Origin of the sequence: Thiomonas sp. (assembly GCF_034007205.1) — a bacterium.
In the GTDB taxonomy this organism is placed as follows: Bacteria; Pseudomonadota; Gammaproteobacteria; order Burkholderiales; family Burkholderiaceae_C; genus Thiomonas.
In genome coordinates, this window is record NZ_JAVERI010000009.1 from 84,744 (window position 1) to 103,136 (window position 18,393).

26 protein-coding genes and 1 pseudogene are annotated in these 18,393 nt (G+C 65.1%); 8 read left to right on the forward strand and 19 right to left on the reverse strand.

The genetic code is table 11. The features are described 5' to 3' along the window. Window positions 1–144: 144 nt before the first annotated feature. The 3 genes and pseudogenes from RBR52_RS09090 to RBR52_RS09100 form a co-directional block, all read right to left on the reverse strand. Window positions 145–432 carry an addiction module antidote protein gene (locus tag RBR52_RS09090; protein ID WP_320376891.1) on the reverse strand — a complete coding sequence of 96 codons (288 nt, stop codon included), beginning with the start codon at window positions 430–432 and terminating at the stop codon, window positions 145–147. Window positions 433–435: 3 nt separating this feature from the next. Beyond that, the gene (locus tag RBR52_RS09095) at window positions 436–735 is read right to left on the reverse strand and encodes a type II toxin-antitoxin system RelE/ParE family toxin (RefSeq protein WP_320376892.1); all 300 of its coding nucleotides are present in this window, start codon (window positions 733–735) and stop codon (window positions 436–438) included. 101 nt (window positions 736–836) lie between these two features. Then, window positions 837–959 (reverse strand): annotated as a pseudogene (locus RBR52_RS09100) (helix-turn-helix domain-containing protein); the annotation flags it as partial. A gap of 385 nt (window positions 960–1,344) precedes the next feature. Here RBR52_RS09100 and RBR52_RS09105 point away from each other — a divergent pair. The 5 genes from RBR52_RS09105 to RBR52_RS09125 all read left to right on the forward strand — a co-directional run bounded on the left by RBR52_RS09105 (window position 1,345) and on the right by RBR52_RS09125 (window position 4,415). Further along, window positions 1,345–1,647, forward strand: coding sequence for a hypothetical protein (locus tag RBR52_RS09105; RefSeq protein WP_320376893.1), 303 nt, complete (start codon window positions 1,345–1,347; stop codon window positions 1,645–1,647). Between the two features lie 40 nt (window positions 1,648–1,687). Then, window positions 1,688–2,131: a YeeE/YedE family protein gene (locus RBR52_RS09110; protein ID WP_413818316.1), complete on the forward strand. Its 444-nt coding sequence runs from the start codon at window positions 1,688–1,690 to the stop codon at window positions 2,129–2,131. A 25-nt stretch (window positions 2,132–2,156) separates the two neighbouring features. Next, complete coding sequence (locus RBR52_RS09115) at window positions 2,157–2,633, forward strand: DUF6691 family protein (protein WP_320376895.1); 477 nt, start codon at window positions 2,157–2,159, stop codon at window positions 2,631–2,633. An 11-nt stretch (window positions 2,634–2,644) separates the two neighbouring features. Beyond that, on the forward strand, window positions 2,645–2,977 hold the full coding sequence (locus tag RBR52_RS09120) for a BON domain-containing protein (RefSeq protein ID WP_320376896.1): 333 nt from the start codon (window positions 2,645–2,647) through the stop codon (window positions 2,975–2,977). 178 nt (window positions 2,978–3,155) lie between these two features. Next, window positions 3,156–4,415 (forward strand): OmpP1/FadL family transporter, encoded by a 1,260-nt coding sequence (locus RBR52_RS09125; RefSeq protein ID WP_320376897.1) that lies wholly within the window; start codon window positions 3,156–3,158, stop codon window positions 4,413–4,415. Window position 4,416: 1 nt separating this feature from the next. Here RBR52_RS09125 and RBR52_RS09130 read toward each other — a convergent pair whose 3' ends face one another. After that, window positions 4,417–5,055 carry an MBL fold metallo-hydrolase gene (locus tag RBR52_RS09130; protein WP_320376898.1) on the reverse strand — a complete coding sequence of 213 codons (639 nt, stop codon included), beginning with the start codon at window positions 5,053–5,055 and terminating at the stop codon, window positions 4,417–4,419. A 146-nt stretch (window positions 5,056–5,201) separates the two neighbouring features. Here RBR52_RS09130 and RBR52_RS09135 point away from each other — a divergent pair, with 146 nt between their 5' ends. Beyond that, entirely contained in the window at window positions 5,202–7,001 is a 1,800-nt protein-coding gene (locus tag RBR52_RS09135; protein WP_320376899.1) for a diguanylate cyclase, read from the forward strand. Window positions 7,002–7,093: 92 nt separating this feature from the next. Then, window positions 7,094–7,450, forward strand: a complete 357-nt coding sequence (locus RBR52_RS09140) for a cytochrome c (protein ID WP_320376900.1) — start codon at window positions 7,094–7,096, stop codon at window positions 7,448–7,450. Window positions 7,451–7,452: 2 nt separating this feature from the next. Here RBR52_RS09140 and RBR52_RS09145 read toward each other — a convergent pair whose 3' ends face one another. The 4 genes from RBR52_RS09145 to RBR52_RS09160 are packed head-to-tail and all read right to left on the reverse strand — an operon-like array spanning window position 7,453 to window position 10,063. Continuing rightward, on the reverse strand, window positions 7,453–7,905 hold the full coding sequence (locus tag RBR52_RS09145; RefSeq protein ID WP_320376901.1) for a biopolymer transporter ExbD: 453 nt from the start codon (window positions 7,903–7,905) through the stop codon (window positions 7,453–7,455). Between the two features lie 10 nt (window positions 7,906–7,915). Continuing rightward, window positions 7,916–8,569, reverse strand: coding sequence for a MotA/TolQ/ExbB proton channel family protein (locus RBR52_RS09150; protein ID WP_320376902.1), 654 nt, complete (start codon window positions 8,567–8,569; stop codon window positions 7,916–7,918). An 8-nt stretch (window positions 8,570–8,577) separates the two neighbouring features. Beyond that, complete coding sequence (dapB, locus tag RBR52_RS09155; protein ID WP_320376903.1) at window positions 8,578–9,402, reverse strand: 4-hydroxy-tetrahydrodipicolinate reductase; 825 nt, start codon at window positions 9,400–9,402, stop codon at window positions 8,578–8,580. Window positions 9,403–9,415: 13 nt separating this feature from the next. Beyond that, window positions 9,416–10,063, reverse strand: a complete 648-nt coding sequence (locus tag RBR52_RS09160; protein WP_320376904.1) for an outer membrane protein assembly factor BamE — start codon at window positions 10,061–10,063, stop codon at window positions 9,416–9,418. Window positions 10,064–10,183: 120 nt separating this feature from the next. Between RBR52_RS09160 and fur the strand changes: the two genes are divergently transcribed. After that, on the forward strand, window positions 10,184–10,663 hold the full coding sequence (fur, locus tag RBR52_RS09165; protein WP_320376905.1) for a ferric iron uptake transcriptional regulator: 480 nt from the start codon (window positions 10,184–10,186) through the stop codon (window positions 10,661–10,663). A gap of 22 nt (window positions 10,664–10,685) precedes the next feature. On the opposite strand, the gene hprK is transcribed toward fur, so the two are convergent. From hprK to gmhB, 11 genes are all read right to left on the reverse strand, one after another. After that, window positions 10,686–11,639: an HPr(Ser) kinase/phosphatase gene (gene hprK, locus RBR52_RS09170; RefSeq protein WP_320376906.1), complete on the reverse strand. Its 954-nt coding sequence runs from the start codon at window positions 11,637–11,639 to the stop codon at window positions 10,686–10,688. Window positions 11,640–11,700: 61 nt separating this feature from the next. Then, window positions 11,701–12,171 carry a PTS IIA-like nitrogen regulatory protein PtsN gene (gene ptsN / locus RBR52_RS09175; protein ID WP_320376907.1) on the reverse strand — a complete coding sequence of 157 codons (471 nt, stop codon included), beginning with the start codon at window positions 12,169–12,171 and terminating at the stop codon, window positions 11,701–11,703. A gap of 117 nt (window positions 12,172–12,288) precedes the next feature. Next, on the reverse strand, window positions 12,289–12,621 hold the full coding sequence (gene hpf / locus RBR52_RS09180) for a ribosome hibernation-promoting factor, HPF/YfiA family (protein WP_320376908.1): 333 nt from the start codon (window positions 12,619–12,621) through the stop codon (window positions 12,289–12,291). Between the two features lie 323 nt (window positions 12,622–12,944). Beyond that, window positions 12,945–13,964, reverse strand: coding sequence for a substrate-binding domain-containing protein (locus tag RBR52_RS09185; RefSeq protein ID WP_320376909.1), 1,020 nt, complete (start codon window positions 13,962–13,964; stop codon window positions 12,945–12,947). Between the two features lie 49 nt (window positions 13,965–14,013). Continuing rightward, window positions 14,014–14,805 carry a transcriptional initiation protein Tat gene (locus RBR52_RS09190; RefSeq protein WP_320376910.1) on the reverse strand — a complete coding sequence of 264 codons (792 nt, stop codon included), beginning with the start codon at window positions 14,803–14,805 and terminating at the stop codon, window positions 14,014–14,016. A 155-nt stretch (window positions 14,806–14,960) separates the two neighbouring features. After that, complete coding sequence (locus RBR52_RS09195) at window positions 14,961–15,293, reverse strand: multidrug efflux SMR transporter (RefSeq protein ID WP_320376911.1); 333 nt, start codon at window positions 15,291–15,293, stop codon at window positions 14,961–14,963. 67 nt (window positions 15,294–15,360) lie between these two features. Beyond that, window positions 15,361–15,750 (reverse strand): lactoylglutathione lyase, encoded by a 390-nt coding sequence (gloA, locus tag RBR52_RS09200; protein ID WP_320376912.1) that lies wholly within the window; start codon window positions 15,748–15,750, stop codon window positions 15,361–15,363. Window positions 15,751–15,933: 183 nt separating this feature from the next. Continuing rightward, the gene (locus RBR52_RS09205; protein ID WP_320376913.1) at window positions 15,934–16,233 is read right to left on the reverse strand and encodes an Lrp/AsnC ligand binding domain-containing protein; all 300 of its coding nucleotides are present in this window, start codon (window positions 16,231–16,233) and stop codon (window positions 15,934–15,936) included. After that, complete coding sequence (locus RBR52_RS09210; protein ID WP_320376914.1) at window positions 16,230–17,069, reverse strand: SprT family zinc-dependent metalloprotease; 840 nt, start codon at window positions 17,067–17,069, stop codon at window positions 16,230–16,232. Before RBR52_RS09210 ends, RBR52_RS09205 begins: the two co-directional genes overlap by 4 nt. Next, on the reverse strand, window positions 17,056–17,793 hold the full coding sequence (locus tag RBR52_RS09215) for a lysophospholipid acyltransferase family protein (protein WP_320376915.1): 738 nt from the start codon (window positions 17,791–17,793) through the stop codon (window positions 17,056–17,058). The genes RBR52_RS09210 and RBR52_RS09215 overlap by 14 nt, the downstream gene beginning before the upstream one ends. 10 nt (window positions 17,794–17,803) lie before the next feature. After that, the gene (gmhB, locus tag RBR52_RS09220) at window positions 17,804–18,379 is read right to left on the reverse strand and encodes a D-glycero-beta-D-manno-heptose 1,7-bisphosphate 7-phosphatase (protein ID WP_320376916.1); all 576 of its coding nucleotides are present in this window, start codon (window positions 18,377–18,379) and stop codon (window positions 17,804–17,806) included. Window positions 18,380–18,393: the final 14 nt, after the last annotated feature.

An 18,393-nucleotide genomic window follows, 5' to 3' on the forward strand; every position in this document is an offset into this window, starting at 1 on the left:
GCCCACGCATGTCCAGCCTCATCCCCCGTGGGGTCAAGGAAACTTGGGGCGGCCCTGCGTTTCCTTGAGAGCGCCCCCAGACCTGCCGCTGCGCGTCAGGCCCCCCGAGGGGGATGAGAAAACTTGGGGCGGCCCTGCGTTTTCTCATGAGTGAATTGGCGTAGCAGAAAGCTTTACGCCTAAGGCATGTAGCAGCTTGAGCATGGTGTCATAGCGCGGCTTTGCGCCTGGCGTGAGCGCCTTGTAGAGACTCTCACGGCCAAGACCCGCATCTTTGGCGAGTTGCGCCATGCCGCGAGCGCGCGCAACGTCACGGACGGCGGTGAGGAATACGTCGGGGTTTGTATCTTCCAAGGCAGCGGTCAGATACTCCGCAATGGTTTCCTCGTCATCCAGGTAGTCAGCAGCGTCGAAGGTGGCAAGTTTGGCCATGATTCACTCCCTGTCCAAAGTCCGCGCCATCTCGATGGCGCGTTTGATGTCGCGCTTCTGGGACGACTTGTCGCCGCCCAACAGAAGCAGATAGATCACTTCTCCCTGGCGTGTGTAGTAGACGCGGTAGCCGGGGCCGACATGGATGCGCATTTCTGAAACGCCCTCGCCAACCGGCCCACAATCGCCAAAATTGCCCTGTTCGGCAGACCGGATGCGGTGGACGATACGAGCTCGACCGACCTTGTCCTTCAAAGCGGAGAGCCAAACGTCAAACTCTTCCGTCCGCAGAAAAGTGTTCATGCGGTGATTGTATCTTTACGGATACAAAACGCAAGGGTGAATTCGTAGCGCACTGAAAGGCTCAACGCCGCCTTCACCGGCGCGCCGCGTCCTGTGGAAGGGACAGTCGCCGGCGAGCGGCCCAGCCTGCGGGCCATGGCCCGCAGGCTGATGCCTTCGGCTTTCCAGATCTCGATGCGCATGCACTCAGCCGCTTGAAGTTGTCGGTACGTCGTTCGTGTCATTCACAGCACCTTACCGGATGGCAAGGTGTTGCACTTCGCACTTGAAACCGCCATGATCGGTGAAACCCGGCATTGCCTGACCTCCAAGCCTTCCGCCCGCATGGGCAGGTACGGATCGCGCGCGGTGCACGCACACTATATGAGTTGCTCTATCGCCACGCCAGGCAGCCCTCCAGATCGGGCTTGATGGCCGCACGGCCTGTCGCAGAGTGGCGACAAAAAAATCAAAATAAATCAATCTCTTGCAAAAATTCCCGGGAAGCCGTCGCCGCTTTATGTGATTTTTTCCCTCGCTCCCTTCGCAAACGCATCCGTGGCACAGGGTTTGCACTAGGACTCCGCGCAGATCGCATCCGACCGATCTGCCCCTTACCGGAGAACCCTGATGCACACACTCCCTGCCTCGTCCCATACCGAACAGGCACTGGCACGATTTCACGCCATGCAGCGGCAATTGCACGCCTTGGCTGCACGATGGACGGCCCCCAAGGTCGGCTCGCCGCCCTACCCCCCGAGGGGGTCAAGAAAACTTGGGGCGGCCCTGCGTTTTCTTGAGCGCGCGCTTTACCAACCCGATCCGCTCGCCCGCCTGCAGCGCCAGCATGCGCAAGACCTGGAATTGCTGCAACGCGAATTTGGCGACTGCGGGTCGCGCGCTTCGCATCGTCGCTCCGACCTGCGACGCTGAGCCGCCCTCATCCCCGCTTGACACTCACTGGAGGACTGCCATGTTCAATATCGACTGGTCTGTATTCACCCCATATTCCGCCATCGCAGGCGGCGTGTTGATCGGCGCTGCGGCCGGTGCGCTGGCGCTGGGCGGCGGCAAGATCGCCGGGATCAGCGGCATTCTGGGTGGCTCGCTCTGCGACGCCCTGGCCGCACGCCGTCCAGCCCCGTGGCGGCTGAGTTTTGTCGTCGGTGTGCTCGCGGCTTCGGTGCTGTGGGCGCTGTCGATGCCCATTCCCGGCGCGCAGTTCGAAGCGCCGTGGTCGCTTCTGCTTGTCGGCGGTCTGCTGGTGGGCGTGGGCGCACGGCTGAGTTCGGGCTGCGCCAGCGGCCACGGCGTCTGCGGTCTGGCGCGGCTGTCGCGTCGATCGCTGACGGCGGTGGCCACGTTTCTCTCCACCGGCATCGTCACCGCCGTGTCGGTTCACGCCCTGCTGCATTGATCCCCGCGTTTTCAAGGAGATTCTGATGAACAAGCTCGCGTTTTGCTCCGGTCTGCTGTTCGGCCTGGGCGTCTTGCTCTCGGGCATGACCGATCCCGCCAAGGTGCTGGGCTTTCTGAACATCGCCGGGGCCTGGGACCCGAGTCTGCTGCTGGTGCTCGTCACCGCGGTGGTCGTGGCCTTCGTGCCCATGCAGCTCGCGCAGCGCCGCAGCAAGGCGCTGCTGGGCGAGCCCATCGCCTTTCCCGATACCCGCAGCATCACCTCGCGGCTGCTGTTGGGCAGCGCGGTGTTCGGCATCGGCTGGGGCATGACCGGGCTGTGCCCCGGCCCGTCGCTCGCCTCGCTGGCCACACTGCACGCGCCGCAGTGGGTGTTTTTCGCCAGCATGGTGGCCGGGATGTCGGGTTTCGAGCTGTGGCAGCGCGCTGCGGCCAAGCTGCCGCAAGCCGAGTCGATCCGACCCCGTCGCAAGGCGGCCCCGTTGACGGCCAAACCTTGAAGGAGATCGCCATGCCCACGACATCCCCGATGCGTTATCCAGAAGGTTTTGCCGAAACCGAGCGGCCAGTTTCCACGATGCCGCCTTCAGATGTCTCTGCCGCCCCCGCCACGGCCGACGCGCGCCTGCGTGCGCAGGTGATCGAGCGTCTGAGCCAGACGTCGCTGCGCCATCTCGGCATTCGAATCGAGGTTCAGGGGGGCTTGGTGCGATTGTGCGGCACGCTGCGCGACCCCAAGCTGCGCACCCATGCGGAATGGCTGGTGTTCACCACGGCAGGGGTGCACGCGGTGTGCAGCGACTGGCAGATCACTCCCGACCGGGCCCCATTCTCGCCGCACTGATTCTCGAATTCGGCGCCTGCGCGCCGTTCCCTGCGACCTTGTCGCGCTCCTCGCATGTCCGTCCGTCTGCGCGACGGAAGGGGCATGTTTTCGCCGCAGCTTGAAGGCGCCCCAGGGGCGACCTGGCGTTTCCTTGAAAGCTGCGGCGATTTTCTCCCTTTTCCAGCCCTTCGAAGCCATGAAAAAACTTGCGTTCGTGTTTGCCAGTCTCGCCGAGCCCGCCGCCCAGGCCACCGACGGTTACTTCCAGCCGGGGTACAGCGTCAAATCCAATGGCATGGGCGGTGTGGGCATCGCCCTGCCACAAGATGCGATGGCCGCTGCCACCAATCCCGCCGGCATGGCGTTGATCGGCAGCCGCGTGGATGGCGGGCTGAGTCTGTTCAAACCCGACCGCAGCGTGCGCACCACCGGCAGTCTGGGCGCGGCCATGGGCCCGGCGGCAGGAACGCCCATCACCGGTACTTATTCGGGCAATGACCAGTCGCTGTTTCTCATTCCAGAAGTGGGGATGAACTGGATGCTCAACCCGCGCATGGCCGTGGGCCTCAGCCTGTATGGAAACGGCGGCATGAACAGCGGCTACTCCGACATTTTTCCGCCGCTGCAGTCAGGCGCCGGAGTCGATCTGCAGCAGATGTTCATCTCGCCGTCCTTCGCCATGAAGCTTGACGACGACAACGCCGTGGGCATCGCCCTCAACCTGGTGAAGCAAACCTTTCGCGCCAACGGCCTGAGCAACTTCAAGGCCTATTCGATTGATCCGGACAAGCTCACCGACAACGGCCACGACAGCTCCACAGGCATAGGCGTGCGACTGGGCTGGACGGGCACGGTCGTCCCCGGCCTCACCCTGGGCGCCACCTGGCAGCCTGAAACACGCATGAGCAGCTTCAGCCAATACACCGGGCTGTTCGCCGGGGGCGCGCACTTCAATATTCCCGAAACCTATGGCGTGGGATTCGCCTGGACGCCCACGCCACAATGGACGCTGGCGGGCGACGTGGTGCGCATCAACTACGCCAAGGTCAAGGCCATCGGCAACACCGCCGACTGCTTCTATCAGCAGCAATGCAGGCTCGGCGAGGGCAACGGCCCGGCGTTCGGCTGGAAGAACATCACCGTCATCAAGCTCGGCGCGGCCTACAGATACAGCCCCGACCTGACGCTGCGCGTCGGCTGGAACCACGCCGACAACCCGGTGCAAAGCTCACAGGTCTTTCTCAACACCATCGCCCCCGCCGTCACGCAAGACCACCTCACCCTCGGCGCCACCTACGCGGTGAGCGAGGATATGGAAGTCTCGGTGGATTACGTCCATGCGCTCGACAACAGCGTATCCGGCCCGCTGCCGCCCGGCTTCGCCACGGCGGGCTCGACTGAGAGCGTGCGCATGAACCAGAACACGCTGGGCGTATCGGTCGGCTGGAAGTTCTGATCTACGTGCCGCCGACGAAGGGATTGCTGCGGCGCTCTTCGCCGAAAGTCGATTCCGGCCCGTGACCGGGGATGAACACCGTGTCGTCGCCCATGGGCCAGAGCTTGCCGGTGATGCTGTCGAGCAGTTGATGATGATTGCCGCCGGGAAAATCGGTGCGGCCGATGGACCCGGCGAACAGCACATCGCCCACCCAGCAGCGCCGCGCCTCAGGCTGGTGGAACACCACATGCCCCGGCGTGTGGCCGGGGCAATGGCGCACGGTGAAGGTCAGTGTGCCGAGCCGCAGGGTGTCGCCGTCGGCCAGCCAGCGGTCGGGCGTGAAGGCCTTGGCGGGAGGAAAGCCGAACATCTGCGCCTGCTGCGGCAGGGCGTCGATCCAGAACTGGTCGCCCGGATGCGGGCCGATGATGGGCACGCCCGCGCGCTGCGCCACTTCGGCCGCGGCGCCCGCATGGTCGATGTGGGCATGCGTCAGCCAGATCGCGCGCAGCGTCACCCCCTCGTCGCGCACCGCCTGCAGCAAGCGATCGGCCTCGCCGCCGGGGTCGGTGAGCACTGCGTCCTGCGTGGCGTCATCCCACACGAGGCAGGCGTTTTGGGCAAATGCGGTCACGGGAAGAATGCGGTAATGGAGCATGGCTGGATTTGCGAAAGGCAGACGGCCCAGTCTATCCACATGGCGCGCAATGCCCCAGCCTCCCCCTGCTGAGAGGGATTGAAGCGCCTGCGGACGCTTCCTAGACTGCGTCGATCTGTGCCTCGCGCCTCGTCCGCTCATAAACCATGCATCCCCTGTCGTTGCGTCCCCGCCGGAGCGAACTGCTGCGCACAGTGATCGTGCTGCAGGCCGTCATGCTGCTGGTGCTGATGATGGCGGCGCCCGTCCGGGCGGCAGACGCTTCCGGTGCCGACCAGCGCCCGATGGTGGTGCTGGTGCCGCAGGATCTCCGGCATCGGAACCTGCAGGACTCGCTGCAGTTCTTCCGCGAGAACGGCAAGCGGCTGGCGCCGGCAGCCGTGGCCGAGGCTCGGTTCCAGGCGGTCAACGGCGGCAATCTGGGCTTGAGCGAAAACGCGCTGTGGGTGCGTCTGTTCCTGTACCGCAGCGCGCTGTCGCCCGAGCATCTGGTGCTGCAGTTGGGGCGCCCGGTCTGGCGCGAGGCGCAGGCTTATCTGCTGCCAGCCGATCTGTTCCAGGCCAGCGGCGAGCGCGCCGCGGGCATCGGCCAGCTCGACGCCCTGCATTCGCGTTACACCGCCTATGCCTTTCAGCCGCCCGAAGGGCCGAGCGTGCTCTTGGTTCGAGTGGCGCAATATGGCGCCCTCACGCCGCAGTTCCACCTCTGGGAGGAACGAGCCTTTCATCGGCATACGGTGGATGACGCCCTGTTGCAAGGCCTCTTTTACGGCATGGTGGTGGCGCTGCTGATCTACAACGCCTTTCTGTTTCTGAGCACGCAGGACCGGGCCTATTTCGCCTACATCCTGTGGCAAGCGGCCACGGTGTTCTACATGCTGGCGATTTCGGGCATCGGCCAGCACCAGCTCTGGCCCAACGCCCTGGTCTGGAACGGCATCGGCCAGGTGGGCGGGCTGGCGCTGATGTGCGCTGGCGGCCTGTATTTCATCCGCGCCTATCTGCTGCTGCCGCGCCATGCGCCGCGCACCGATCTGGCGCTGCAGATCGTGCAGTGGCTGGCCATCACGCTGTCGGTGGCGGCGCTTTTGCCCAACAGCGAGTGGCTGCTGGTTCCCGCCCAGTTGATCGCTGCGGCCACGCTGGTGCTGATCGCGTGGGCGGCGGCGGTGCGCTGGCAGCAGCGGTTCATGCCCGCCGTCATCCTGCTGCTCAGCCTGTTTCCGCTGTTGATCGTCGGCTTTGCCAATATCGGGCGCACGCTGGGCTGGTTTCCCGAGACGTTTCTCACCGCCGACGCGCTGCAGTGGGTCCTGGTATTTCTCGCCCTGCTGCTGACCTATGGTCTGTCGGTGCGCGTGGCGCAATTGCGCGAGCGCGCCACGCGCCTGCAGGATCTGCTGCTCAAGGACCCGCTCACCGGCCTGCTCAACCGCAACGGCCTGTTCGACAGCGGCCAGCGCCAGCTCGACCGCACGCGGGACAGCCAGGCGTTCGCCGCGGTGCTGTGGCTCGATCTCGATGGCCTCAAGCGCATCAACGATCAGTTCGGCCATGCAGCGGGCGACGCGCTGATCCAGGCCACCGCGGCGCGGCTGCGCGAGGCCTTCGGCCCGGATGCGGTTTGCGCCCGGCTGGGCGGCGACGAATTCGCCGTGGTGCTGCCCAATCTGCCCGCGCCTCGTCTGGCCGAGGATCTGGCGCGGCATGCGCTGGAGCGGCTGCGCGCGCCCTACGCCCTGTCCGGGCAGGAATTCCGCGCCTCGGGCAGTATCGGGGTGGCGCTGTATCCGCCCCATGCGCAAACGCTGGAGGAACTGCTGCGCCTGGCCGATGTGGCGATGTATCGCGCCAAGGCCCTGGGGCGCGATAACTATGTGGTGTGGGAAGCGGAGATGGATGCCGACTTGCAGGCTTCGCTGTTTCAGTTCACCCGTCCGGCTTGAGTTGGCATTTCCCCTGTGCGCAGCAGGGTTGCTGTAGACAGGCCAGACCGCAACCCGCACACTCAGCGCCAACAATGACATGGGAGACAGCGATGATTCGATCACAGGGCAAAATGCCGCGCGCCCTCGGTGCCTGCAGCTTGATCGCGCTGGGCGCGGCCTGGCCGCTGGCGCGGGCTGCCGATGCGGTGCCGCCGCAGTTCGCCGGCGCCAATGTGGCGCAGGGCCAGAAGTTCTACGATGAGCTCAAATGCGCCGCCTGCCATGCCGAGCGCATGATGGGTTCCGGCTCGGCGATGTACCTGCGTTCCGACCGCAAGGTGCACAACCCGGCGCAACTGATCGCCTTCACCCAGTCGTGCGTCAGTCAGCTCAACCACGAGCTGTTTCCGGAAGAGGTCAGGGACATCGCCGCCTACCTCGACCAGACGTACTACAAGTTCAAGTAGGGTCAGCCCGCCGGGGCCGATGCCGCGCCGGGCATTTTTCCGGCAGGCGGCTGGGTGATGAGTCCGATGCGGGTGAGTCCCGCGTTCTGCGCCGCGCCCATCACCCGGGCGACGTCGCCGTAGGGCACGGCGGCATCGGCGCTGAGGTGCACCTCGGTCTTGGGTGACTGCTGCGCCGCGGAGGCGAAGCGTGCCGTGAGTTGCGCCAGGGTGATGGGTCGGTCGGCCAGATAGAGCTGACCATCCTTGCGCAGCGCCACATTCAAAACGGTCGGCACCTGCTGCGTGGCCGGGGCATCGACCTTGGGCAGATCGAGCTTGAGGCTGCCGGTCAGCAGCGGCGCGGTGATGATGAAAATCACCAGCAGCACCAGCATGACGTCGATCAGCGGCGTCATGTTGATGTCGCTCATCGCCTCGCCCTCGTCGCCCTGATCGAAACTGCCGAAGCTCATGACGCGATGCTCAAACAACCGGCCGGGTGGCGAGAAGCCGCTGCAGATCGTGCGCAAACCCTTCGAGCGCGCCCTGCACCCGGCGCGCCCGCTTGCTCAGTGCGTTGTAGGCCAGCACGGCGGGAATGGCCACGGCCAGGCCCGCTGCGGTCATGATGAGGGTTTCGCCGACCGGCCCGGCCACTTTATCGACGCTGATCTGGCCGCTGGCGGCAATGGCGGTGAGGGCGTGATAAATGCCCCAGACCGTGCCGAACAGACCGACGAAGGGGGCCGTGCTGCCCACGCTGGCCAGCAGCACATGGCCGGCCTGCAGCCGCCGCTGCGCCGCCTGCAGGGCCTCGCGCAACTCGCGGGTGACGCGGTCTTCATGCGACTGCCAGCGATGCGCGGTATCGGGCCGCGCGAGCCGCGCGGCGGTGTCGGCCATCAGGCTGGACAGGCCGTCGGGATCGGCAGCCTGCGTCGCCGCTGCGGCCTCAGAGGCCGACGCCGCGCCCCAATACGCGGCGATGCCCGCAGGCACGCGGCGCGTGGCGCGCCAGAGCAGCGCCGCCTTCCACAAAATGACGAACCAGCTCGCCATCGACATCGCCAGCAGCGCCAGCGCGACCAGATGGCTGAGCGCGTCGCCCTGCTGCCAGAACTGTGCAAGCCCTCCCATGCGTCCGGTCAGTCCTTGAGGCCCAGCACGTCCTGCATGTCGAACAGGCCGGGGGACTTCGCGGCGAGAAAGCGCACGGCGCGCAGGCTGCCCTGCGCGTAAGTGGCGCGGCTGCTCGATTTGTGCGTGATTTCGATGCGCTCGCCCGTACCCGCGAACAGCACGGTGTGGTCGCCGACGATGTCGCCGCCGCGCACGGTGGCGAAGCCGATGGTGGAGGGATCGCGTTCGCCGGTCACGCCTTCGCGGCCATAGACGGCGCATTGCCTGAGATCGCGGCCCAACGCGCCCGCCACGATCTCGCCCATTTTGAGCGCGGTGCCCGAAGGGGCATCGACCTTGTGGCGATGATGCGCTTCGATGATCTCGATGTCATAGCCCTGCGCCAGTGCGCGCGCGGCCTGCTCCAGCAGCTTGAACACCACGTTCACGCCGATGCTCATATTGGGCGCCATGACGATGGCGATGCGCTGCGATGCGGCGCGGATGCGCGCGAGCTGCGCCTCGTCGAAGCCGGTGGTGCCGATGACCATGGCCACGCCCGCCGCCTCGCACGCGGCCAGATGCGCCATGGTGCCCTCGGGCCGGGTGAAGTCGATGAAATAGCGCGCGTGTTGCAGCGCGGCGTACAGATCGGAACGAATCGCCACGCCGGTATGCACCCCCGCGAAAGCCCCCGCATCCTGCCCGAGCGCCGGACTGCCCGGCATGTCGAGCGCGGCGCCGAGGCTGCAATCGGGTGCGGCCAGCACCGCCTCGATGAGGGTGCGGCCCATGCGGCCGCTGGCGCCGGCAATGGCGATGCGGTGCATCTCTTCAGGCGATGAATTCATGGTCGAGCCGCATTCAGTTGCCAGCGGGCGCAGAGGCTGCGGGTGCAATTTTTTGCAACTCGGCAATTTCTGAGGGCGGCGCATAAACCGTCAGATTGCCGGGCTGCGAAGCGGTGGCAGCGGGCCGTTTGGTCTGCGCAAATTTCTTCTCCGCAGCTGCGATTTCGGCCTGCAACTGCGCCTCGGTCAGCGACTTCGGCTTGCTGCCGCCATCGCGCAGGGTATTGATCTGCGCGACGAACTCCTGCTCGGTGGGCAGCGGGTCGCCGTCGGCGCGGATCATCTTGCCGTCCTTGTCGAAATACACCGTGTAGCGGCGCACGATGGGCGCGTGATAACCCTGGCGCAGGCTGAATACATATTCCCAGCGATTCTGGTTGAAAACGGTCTTGAGCAGGGGCGTGCCCATGATGGCCTGCACCTGCTCCTTGGTCATGCCGGGCTTGAGCTCCTCGGCCATTTCACGCGACACGAAGTTGCCCTGAATGACATCGGCGCGGTAGGGCTTGAATATCGACGTGAGATCGTGGCGCGTGGTGGCGGAGCTGCAACCGCCGAGCAGGGCCAGTACGCTCAAGACGGCAACGACGGCGGCAGCGAAGGCAGCAACACGGGCGCCGCGTCGCCAATCGTGCCATGACGGCTGGGTCGAATCGGGCATTTCAGGGGGGCAATCCAGGGGAGCGAAAACGGGGGGAAACCGCATCGGGACTCTCGCGTGGTCAACGCGGCCGGTGTCGTATAACATCGGCGCATTCTACTGAATACGGTTCCGTTTCCCATGTCTCAGAGCAACGCACAGGGTTTGCGCAATACCGGCCTGAAAGTCACTCAGCCGCGGCTGCGCATCCTGGAGATTTTTCAAAAAGGCAAGCAGCGCCACATGACTGCGGAAGACGTGTACCGCGTGCTGCTCGAAGAACAGCAGGACATTGGTTTGGCCACGGTGTACCGCGTGCTGACGCAGTTCGAACAGGCTGGCATTTTGCTGCGCAGCAACTTCGAATCGGGCAAGTCGGTGTTCGAGATCAACGAAGGCAAGCACCACGACCATCTGGTGTGCCTGGACTGCGGCAGGGTGGTGGAATTTTTCGATCCGGAGATCGAGCGGCGGCAGAAAAAAATCGCCGCCGAACACGGCTTCGAATTGCAGGAGCACTCGCTCTCGCTCTACGCGAGCTGCGCCCAAAAGGAGACTTGTCCGTACTACCACAAGGCCGATCACACGCCGCTTGCCGCGCGTTCGCGCGAAAAGGCCTAGTGGCGCGCGCGGGCAGGGGAGGTCAGTCGTCCCCGTCGCGCATGGCCTGGCGCTGGCGCTCCTGAAATTCGCTCAGGGTGTCGATGCCCCGCAATTGCAGAATGGTGTTGCGCACCGCCGACTCCACCAGCACGCCCAGGTTGCGTCCGGCCTCCACCGGAATCATCACCTTGCGAATGGGCACGCCCAGCACGTCTTCTTCGAGATTGCCCGCGGGCAGTCGCTCGAAGTTGCGGTCGAGCACGTCGCGGCGAATCAGGTGGCAGATGAGTTTGAGCCGCATCTTGCGCCGCACGGCGGTCTCGCCGAAGATGGTCTTGATGTCGAGCAGGCCGATGCCGCGCACTTCCAGCAGGTTCTGCAACAGCGGCGGGCAGCGGCCCTCGATGGTGTTCTGCGCCACGCGCAGCAGATCGACGCAGTCGTCGGCCACCAGGCCGTGACCGCGGGTGATGAGATCCAGCCCGAGTTCGCTCTTGCCCAGACCCGATTCGCCGGTGATGAGCACCCCCAGGCCGAGAATGTCCATGAACACGCCGTGCTGGGTGACGCGGTCGGCGAAGTGCTTGGAGAGAAAGGCGCGCAGCACGTCGATGGTGAAGGCTGCCGTCTCGGCGGTGCGAAACAGCGGCACCTGCGCCGCATTGCACTCGTCGATCAGACAGGGCGGCGGTTCCTTGCCGTCGGCCAGCACCAGTGCGGGAGGTTCCAGGCCGATGATGCGGCGGATGCGGCGCACCCGGTCTTCCCGTGAGGAGCCGTTGAGATAGTCGACTTCGCGCCAGCCCAGAATCTGCACGCGAAAAGGATGGATGTAATTCAGATACCCCACCAGATCGGCGCCGGAAGTGGCCCCCTCGATGGCGGCCATGTCGAAGCGCCGCTCGGGGTTGCTCTGCCCGGCGACCCATTGCCACATGAGCTGCGGCGCATTGGCCTCGAACAGGCGTTCGGCAGCGAGGGTGGAGGCTTTCAAATCAGGCGGGGAAGATCAAGGCGACAACATCGGGACGACACAGAAGCGCCGCCTCTGACGCTCAGGCCGCGGTTTGCAGCGGCGCCCAAAGGCTGATGCGGCGGTGCAGCGCAGTGGCATCCGTCTCGGTGAGCAGTTGTTCGCGCAGTTCGGTGTCGGAGAGCATTTCCGCGATGGCCGACAGCAACTCCAGATGCTTGGCATTGGCGCTTTCGGGCACCAGCAGCACGACCAGCAGCGACACTGGCTGGTTGTCCGGCGCTTCGAAGGCGATGGGTTGGCGCAGGCGGATGACGGCGGCGCTGGGCTGCTTGAGCCCTTTGATGCGCCCATGCGGAATCGCCACGCCCTGACCCAGCCCGGTGGAGCCTAGTCGCTCGCGGGCGAACAGATTGTCGGTGATCAGCGCCCGGTTGAGGCCGAGGCTGTTTTCAAACAGCAGTCCGGCGTATTCGAACGCACGTTTTTTGCTGCTGACGTCCACATCGAGCTGCACATGCGACGGCGGCAAAATCTGGGCAAGACGGTTCATGGGATCACGCTTGGGCCAAGGAGGACAGCGAGTTTAAACGGGTTTTGCGGCAGTCCGTCACCGCCGCGAATCCGGCCCGGTGAGCGCCGTTGCGGATCCGCGGCGAGAACCCACCGATCAGCTCGCCAGATGCTTGCCCGCCGTGGCCTGATGGTCGCGCAGGCGGTTTTTATGTTCCACCACCTGCCGATCCAGCTTGTCGACCAGAGTGTCGATGGCCGCGTAGAGATCTTCGTGCTGGCTTTCACAGAAGATCGATTTGCCCTTGACCATCAGACTGCATTCGGCATGCTGGCGCTTTTCCTTTTCCTTGAGCTTTTCCACGCTGAGCAGCACGTTCACATTCACCACTTGATCGAAGTGCCGCACCACGCGATCGAGCTTGGTTTCGACGTAACTGCGCAGCGAAGGGGTGACATCCAAATGGTGGCCGCTGATGGTCAGATTCATAGTGAGGCTCCTGATTTCGGAAAGAAAGAAAACAGCAGGGCGCGATGCCTTGCCGGGATGTTGTCTGGTGTGGTTTGACCTCCTCTGTGGTGCGCTGCGGCGCCTGGCCGGTGCGCGGTTGTGATGGATTTGTCAGATTCAGTGTGCTACCGGCCTGCGCCAAAATCAAGCCCTGACCCGAGCCTGTCACCGGGTTTTTGCTGACATTCGCCAAACGTGCAAAGGTTCAACCTGGACGCGCGCGGCGAAGACGAAAAAAACGCCCCGACCCAGAATCCCGGGCGGGGGCGAATGATGGGCCAAACTGCGAGAAAGGAGCCGGCTCAGCCGGGTTGGTGCGCCGACACCGGCTTGAAGTCGTAGCGCTCGAAAATGCGCAGCGCCGTGGGCGAGCGCAGAAATTCGGCCCACATCAGCCCGGCCTTCGGGTGCGCGGCGCCCTTGACTACGGCGGCAGCGTAAATCGCCGTGGTGTTCTGATCGGCGGGAATGGGCACATGGCTGATCGGGTGACCCGCCTGCTCCTGGAAAATGGCTTCGGATTTCCAGGTTACCCCGGCCTGCGCCACGCCCTGCATGAGGTAGAGCGGTGTCTGGCGGTGGTGGATGTGGGTGAGCGTGGTCTGGCCGTTCTTCACCTTGGTGTCATACACCGCCTGCTCGAGCGCGTCGCCCCCGGCTTTTTTCAGCGAGGCTTCGATCTGCCGCGCCACGCCTTCCCAGGCCGGGTTGGGCATGGACAGGGTGACGCCCGGCTTGCCCAGATCGGCCAGGCCGGTGATGTGCGCCGGATTGCCCTTGGGAACCATGATGGTGAGGTCGTTGCTCACATAGGGAATGGCCCGGCCGGTCAGCACGCCGTCGTGAATACCCGCCTCGATCTTTTTCAGCCCGGCGGCGAACACGTCGGGCTTGACCGTCCAGGTCATATTGCCCACGGTGATCGTGCCGCCGCTCTTCATCTGCTTGAGCAGAATGCCCGGCGGCAGGGTTTCGTAGAACACGCGGCCCCTGTAGTCGGGATGCGCTTTCTCGAAGGCCTGAACCAGCGGCGCCATGGCGAAGTAGTAGTTGCCGGCGACGAAGATCACCAGCTTGGGATGATCGAGGTCGCCATGAAAGTCGGGCAGATCGTTGACTTCGGGCACGGTAAATTCCAGACCCTTGTTCAGCGCGGGGTTGTTGGCGCCGTGCTGCCAGGGCGGGAAGATGGTTTCCTTGTATTGCGGAGCGTGCACCTTGCCCTGCCAGCCGCTGTCGGCCTGTTGCGCATGGGCGAGCACCGGCAGGGCCAGCAGCAAGGCGGCGAGCAAGGGCATTGAGGCGAAAGAGGAAGGGCGCATGAAAGTCTCCAGTTTTGGGCGGTCAAAGCTCAGATGTATCTGCCAGCGCTCACCCGGCGTAGCCATAGCCCGCGTTTTCCAGCTCGACCAGCGTGGCGACGATGCCGGGGGTCAGCACCGCGCCGGGAATGAGGTGGTTGGTGAACTCGGCGGCCATTTCACCGTGAGATTTTTTGTCCGGATTCACGCCCTTGGCGTGCAGATGCCCGGTGAGTTCCCAGATGGCGTTGTGGCAGGCCAGGAATACCGCGCCGCGCTCCTGCAGCACGGTGATGCTGTTGTCGGCGGGCGAATACACGCCCTTGGCGTCCTCGACGGCCTTGGGATCGGCGTCGGCGGCGGCAGAGGCCTTGATCCAGACATTGGTTCTGGCCTTGCCTTTTGTCAGGGCGCCCAACTGATATTTGGCCCACAGTGCATCGTCATACAACGCGAGGTGCGCCGGGCCATGCGTGGCCGAGACGGCGAGAAAGTCGGGATGTTTGAACGACCAGATCTGCGCGTTCATCGCATTGCGCATGAGGTTGAGCCAGGGCCCTTCCAGATTGGTGTTGTTCCACACCTGCCTGGGCTGACCGGCGTAGGCCAGCACCAGATCGAGGGCTTCGGCGTCCCATTCGTCGCGGTTTTCCAGAATCATCTGCGTGGTCTTGAAGTCGCGGCGGCGCGGGGCGGCGGCGAGTTTTTTGCCGAGCTCGGCCAGGGTGGCGGCGCCTTGCGGCATGAGGCGCGCTTGCGCCGCGGCGGCCTGGGCCGTCTTGGCGCCAAGCGCCGTCAGGCCGAGGCCCGCGACCAGCGTGGATTGCAGCGCCAGACGGCGCGAAGTCAGGGGTGAGGTCATGGGGAGGGCTCCGAAAAACATCGCGCGTCGGTTGCGCGCGTCAACAGGCCCAGAAGATAGGACGACGCGCTCAACAAAACCAACGGATATTTATGCTGAGATCAACCACCGTAGTCGATTGATCGTGCAGCGCTGCGCGGCTTTCGGTGGGGCTGTCAATGCATGACGGATTTGGAAAACAGGTGGATGACCAGCACCCCGGCGAGAATCAGCCCCAGGCCGATGAGCGCGGGCGGGTCGAGCGTCTGGCGGTACACCACATAGCCGATCAGGGTGATGAGCACGATGCCCACGCCCGACCAGACGGCATAGGAAATGCTCATCGGGATGGTCTGCATGGTGCGCGACAGCAGGTAGAACGCCATGGCGTAGGCGACCACGACCACGAGCGACGGCGCCAGCCGGGTGAAGCCCTGCGTGGCCTTGAGCGCAGTGGTGCCGATGACCTCGGCAGCGATCGCGCCGAACAGAAAAAACCAGGATTGCATGGCTTTCGAGCGTTTGTCGCTTGGCTCTGACGGGGATCGCGCGACCGGCCGTCAAGCGTTGCGTGTCTTACATCGTGCCATGCTGGATCAGCTCGATCTTGTAGCCGTCTGGATCTTGCACGAAGGCGATGACGGTGCTGCCGCCAGCCACCGGACCGGCTTCGCGCGTGACCTTGCCGCCGGCGGCCTTGATGCGCGCGCAGGCAGCGGCCACGTCGTCCACGCCGAGGGCGATGTGGCCGTAGGCGCTGCCGAGGTCGTAGTGATCGACGCCGTAGTTGTAGGTTAGTTCCAGCTCGGCCTGCGCCGGGTTGGGCTCGAAACCGAGGAAGGCCAGGCTGTATTTCTGCTCGGGCCGGTCGGTGGTGCGCAGCAGCTTCATGCCGATGACCTGGGTGTAGAAATCGATGGAGCGCTGCATGTTGCCGACGCGCAGCATGGTGTGGAGGAAACGCATGCGAATGTCCTGTGAGGTGGGAGCGGCACAGCGCCGCCGGGGTTGGTTCAGCCGGTTTTGTAGCACCGCGGGGACGCGCTTGCACGCGGCTCCAAGGAAACGCCGGGCCGCCCCAAGTTTCCTTGACTCCCCACGGGGGGGCGGGTCGGCGAGCCGACCCTGGAGGCGCTCCAAGGCGCCGGCTCAGTCGGGCGGTGGCACGGCACGCAGCGCAATGGGGGTGGACAGGACCAGCGAGGTGCGGGTTTCGCCGTAGGGATTGAGGGTTTCGATCAGGGCTTCCAGGCCGGGCATGTCGGCGACGGCGACGCGCAGCAGCAGGTAAGAGCGCCCCCAGACCTGCGCTTTCGCGTCAGGCCCCCCGAGGGGGATGAGGCCCGCGGCTCCAGGCTGCCCTGCGGCAGCCTGGACGGAGCCGAATCCGAGCGGCCTGCAAGCCGCGAGGTGGATGAGAAAACTTGGGGCGGCCCGGCGTTTTCTCAACCCCAGGGCGGCAGCACGCTTTTGCGCAGTTGCGTGCGGGCCTGTTGGTATTGCGGGTAGAGGTTGCCCACATGCGCCCAGAAGCGTGGGCTGTGGTTCATTTCGCGCAGATGCGCCACTTCGTGGGCGACGACGTAATCGACCAGTTGCGGGCTGAAATGCAGCAGCCGCCAGTGCAGGCGGATGCTGCCGTCGCTCTTGGCGCTGCCCCAGCGGGTGGTGGCGGCGCTGAGCTTGACCGCCGTCACGTTCACGCCAAGCCGGGCAGCGAAATGCGCCACCCTCGCGGTGAACAGCACCAGCGCCTGCCGCTGCAGCCAGGCGGCCACGCTGTCGCGCACCTGCTGCGCGCTGCAATCGGGCGGCAGCGGCAGGTGGAGTTCGCAGCTTGCTTCGTCCCACTGCAACTGTGCGGCGCCGCGCAGCCGCAGGGTGAGGTGCTGGCCCAGATAGGGGATGCGGCCGCCATCGGTCCACTCGATGCGCGCGGCCTGCAGCGCCTGCTGGCGCTGTTCGCGCTGTCGCAGCTTGCGCTGCACCCAGGCGGCATGCTGCTGCAGAAACCGGACGATGCTCGCGCCACTGGCCAGCCGCGGCGCGAGCAGGCTGACGCCGCGGTCGTCCACCCGCAGCGCCAGGGTGCGGCGGGCGGCGCGATGCAGCGTCCAGTCGAAATGGTGGATGCCGTCGTCATAGTGCTGCAGCGGCGGCGATGTCGCAGTGCCTTCAGGCGCCGGGGCCGCGATCGGAGCGGGAACCGGCTCGGTCCAGTCGAACAGGCCCAGTTGCGTCGAGCCCGGTGCAGCCGCACGGCGGGAAGGTTCAGCGCGAGGCATGCGCGTAAGCCTCGGGGTCGAGACGGCGCATCTCGGCCTCGATCCACTGTTCGACCTCGGCCATCATTTCGGCAGGCTTGCGCCCTGCTGGCGAGATGGGCTTGCCAATGGAGACGTCGATCACCCCGGGTGTCTTGATGAAGGCCTGACGCGGCCAGCAGCGCGCTGAAGTCACGGCCACCGGCACCACCCAGGCGCCGGTGGCGATGGCCAGACGGGTGCCGCCGGTCTTATACACGCCTTGCTCGCCGCGCGCGGTGCGCGTGCCTTCGGGAAACATGATGATCCAGTTACCCTGCTTGAGAATCCGGCTGCCCTGTTTTTCCACGCGGGAGAATGCTTCGGTGCGCTTGCTGCGATCGATGTGCACCATGTCGAGCCGCCCCAGCGACCAGCCGAAAAACGGCACGTAGAGCAGCTCGCGCTTGAACACATAGGCCAGCGGACGCGGCATGATCAGCGGATAGGCGAGCGTTTCCCAGGCCGACTGGTGCTTGGACAGCAGGATGACAGGGCCGTCTGGCAGATTCTCCATGCCGGTGACGCGGCTGCGTATGCCGCAGATGAAGCGCGCCCCCCAGATCGACAGGCGCACCCAGCCCAGTGCGAAACGATACAGCGGCGTGCCGCGCAGGAAGAGGGACAGGATCAGCAAAACAATCGCGTAAGGCGCCACGGTCACGATCAGCCAGGCCAGATAAAGCAGGGAGCGGAGAAAGCGCATGGCGGCTCGGTCAGGTCCTGTCGGCCGTCTTTTCAGCCGCCGCTTCGGGTTGCTGCAGCAGCCAGGCGGCGAACGCCGCCAGGTCGTCGTGCACCCGCGTGCCTGCGGGCAGATTGCCCAGATCGGCCAGGCGCTCGCCCTTGCCGGTGCGCACCAGATGCAGCGCGCAGCCCAGCGGCGCGCCGGCCTGCAAGTCGCGCACGCTGTCGCCCACCGACGGCACGCCGTCGAGCGTCTGGAGCTCGAAGCGCCGGGCAATGTCGAGGAACAGACCGGGCTTGGGCTTGCGGCAACTGCAATGATCTTCCGGCGCGTGCGGGCAGAAAAAAATGGCGTCGATGCGCCCGCCCACCGCGGCCAGCGCCTTTTGCATCTTGCGGTGGATGGCGTTGAGCGTGCTCATGTCGAACAGGCCCCGGCCTATGCCCGATTGATTGGTCGCCACCACCACATGCCAGCCCTCGTGGTTCAGCCGTGCGATGGCCTCCAGGCTGCCGGGAATGGGCACCCATTCATCGGGCGACTTGATGAAGTCGTCGCTGTCCTGGTTGATGACGCCGTCGCGGTCGAGGATGAGCAGTTTCATGTCGGCATTGTCCT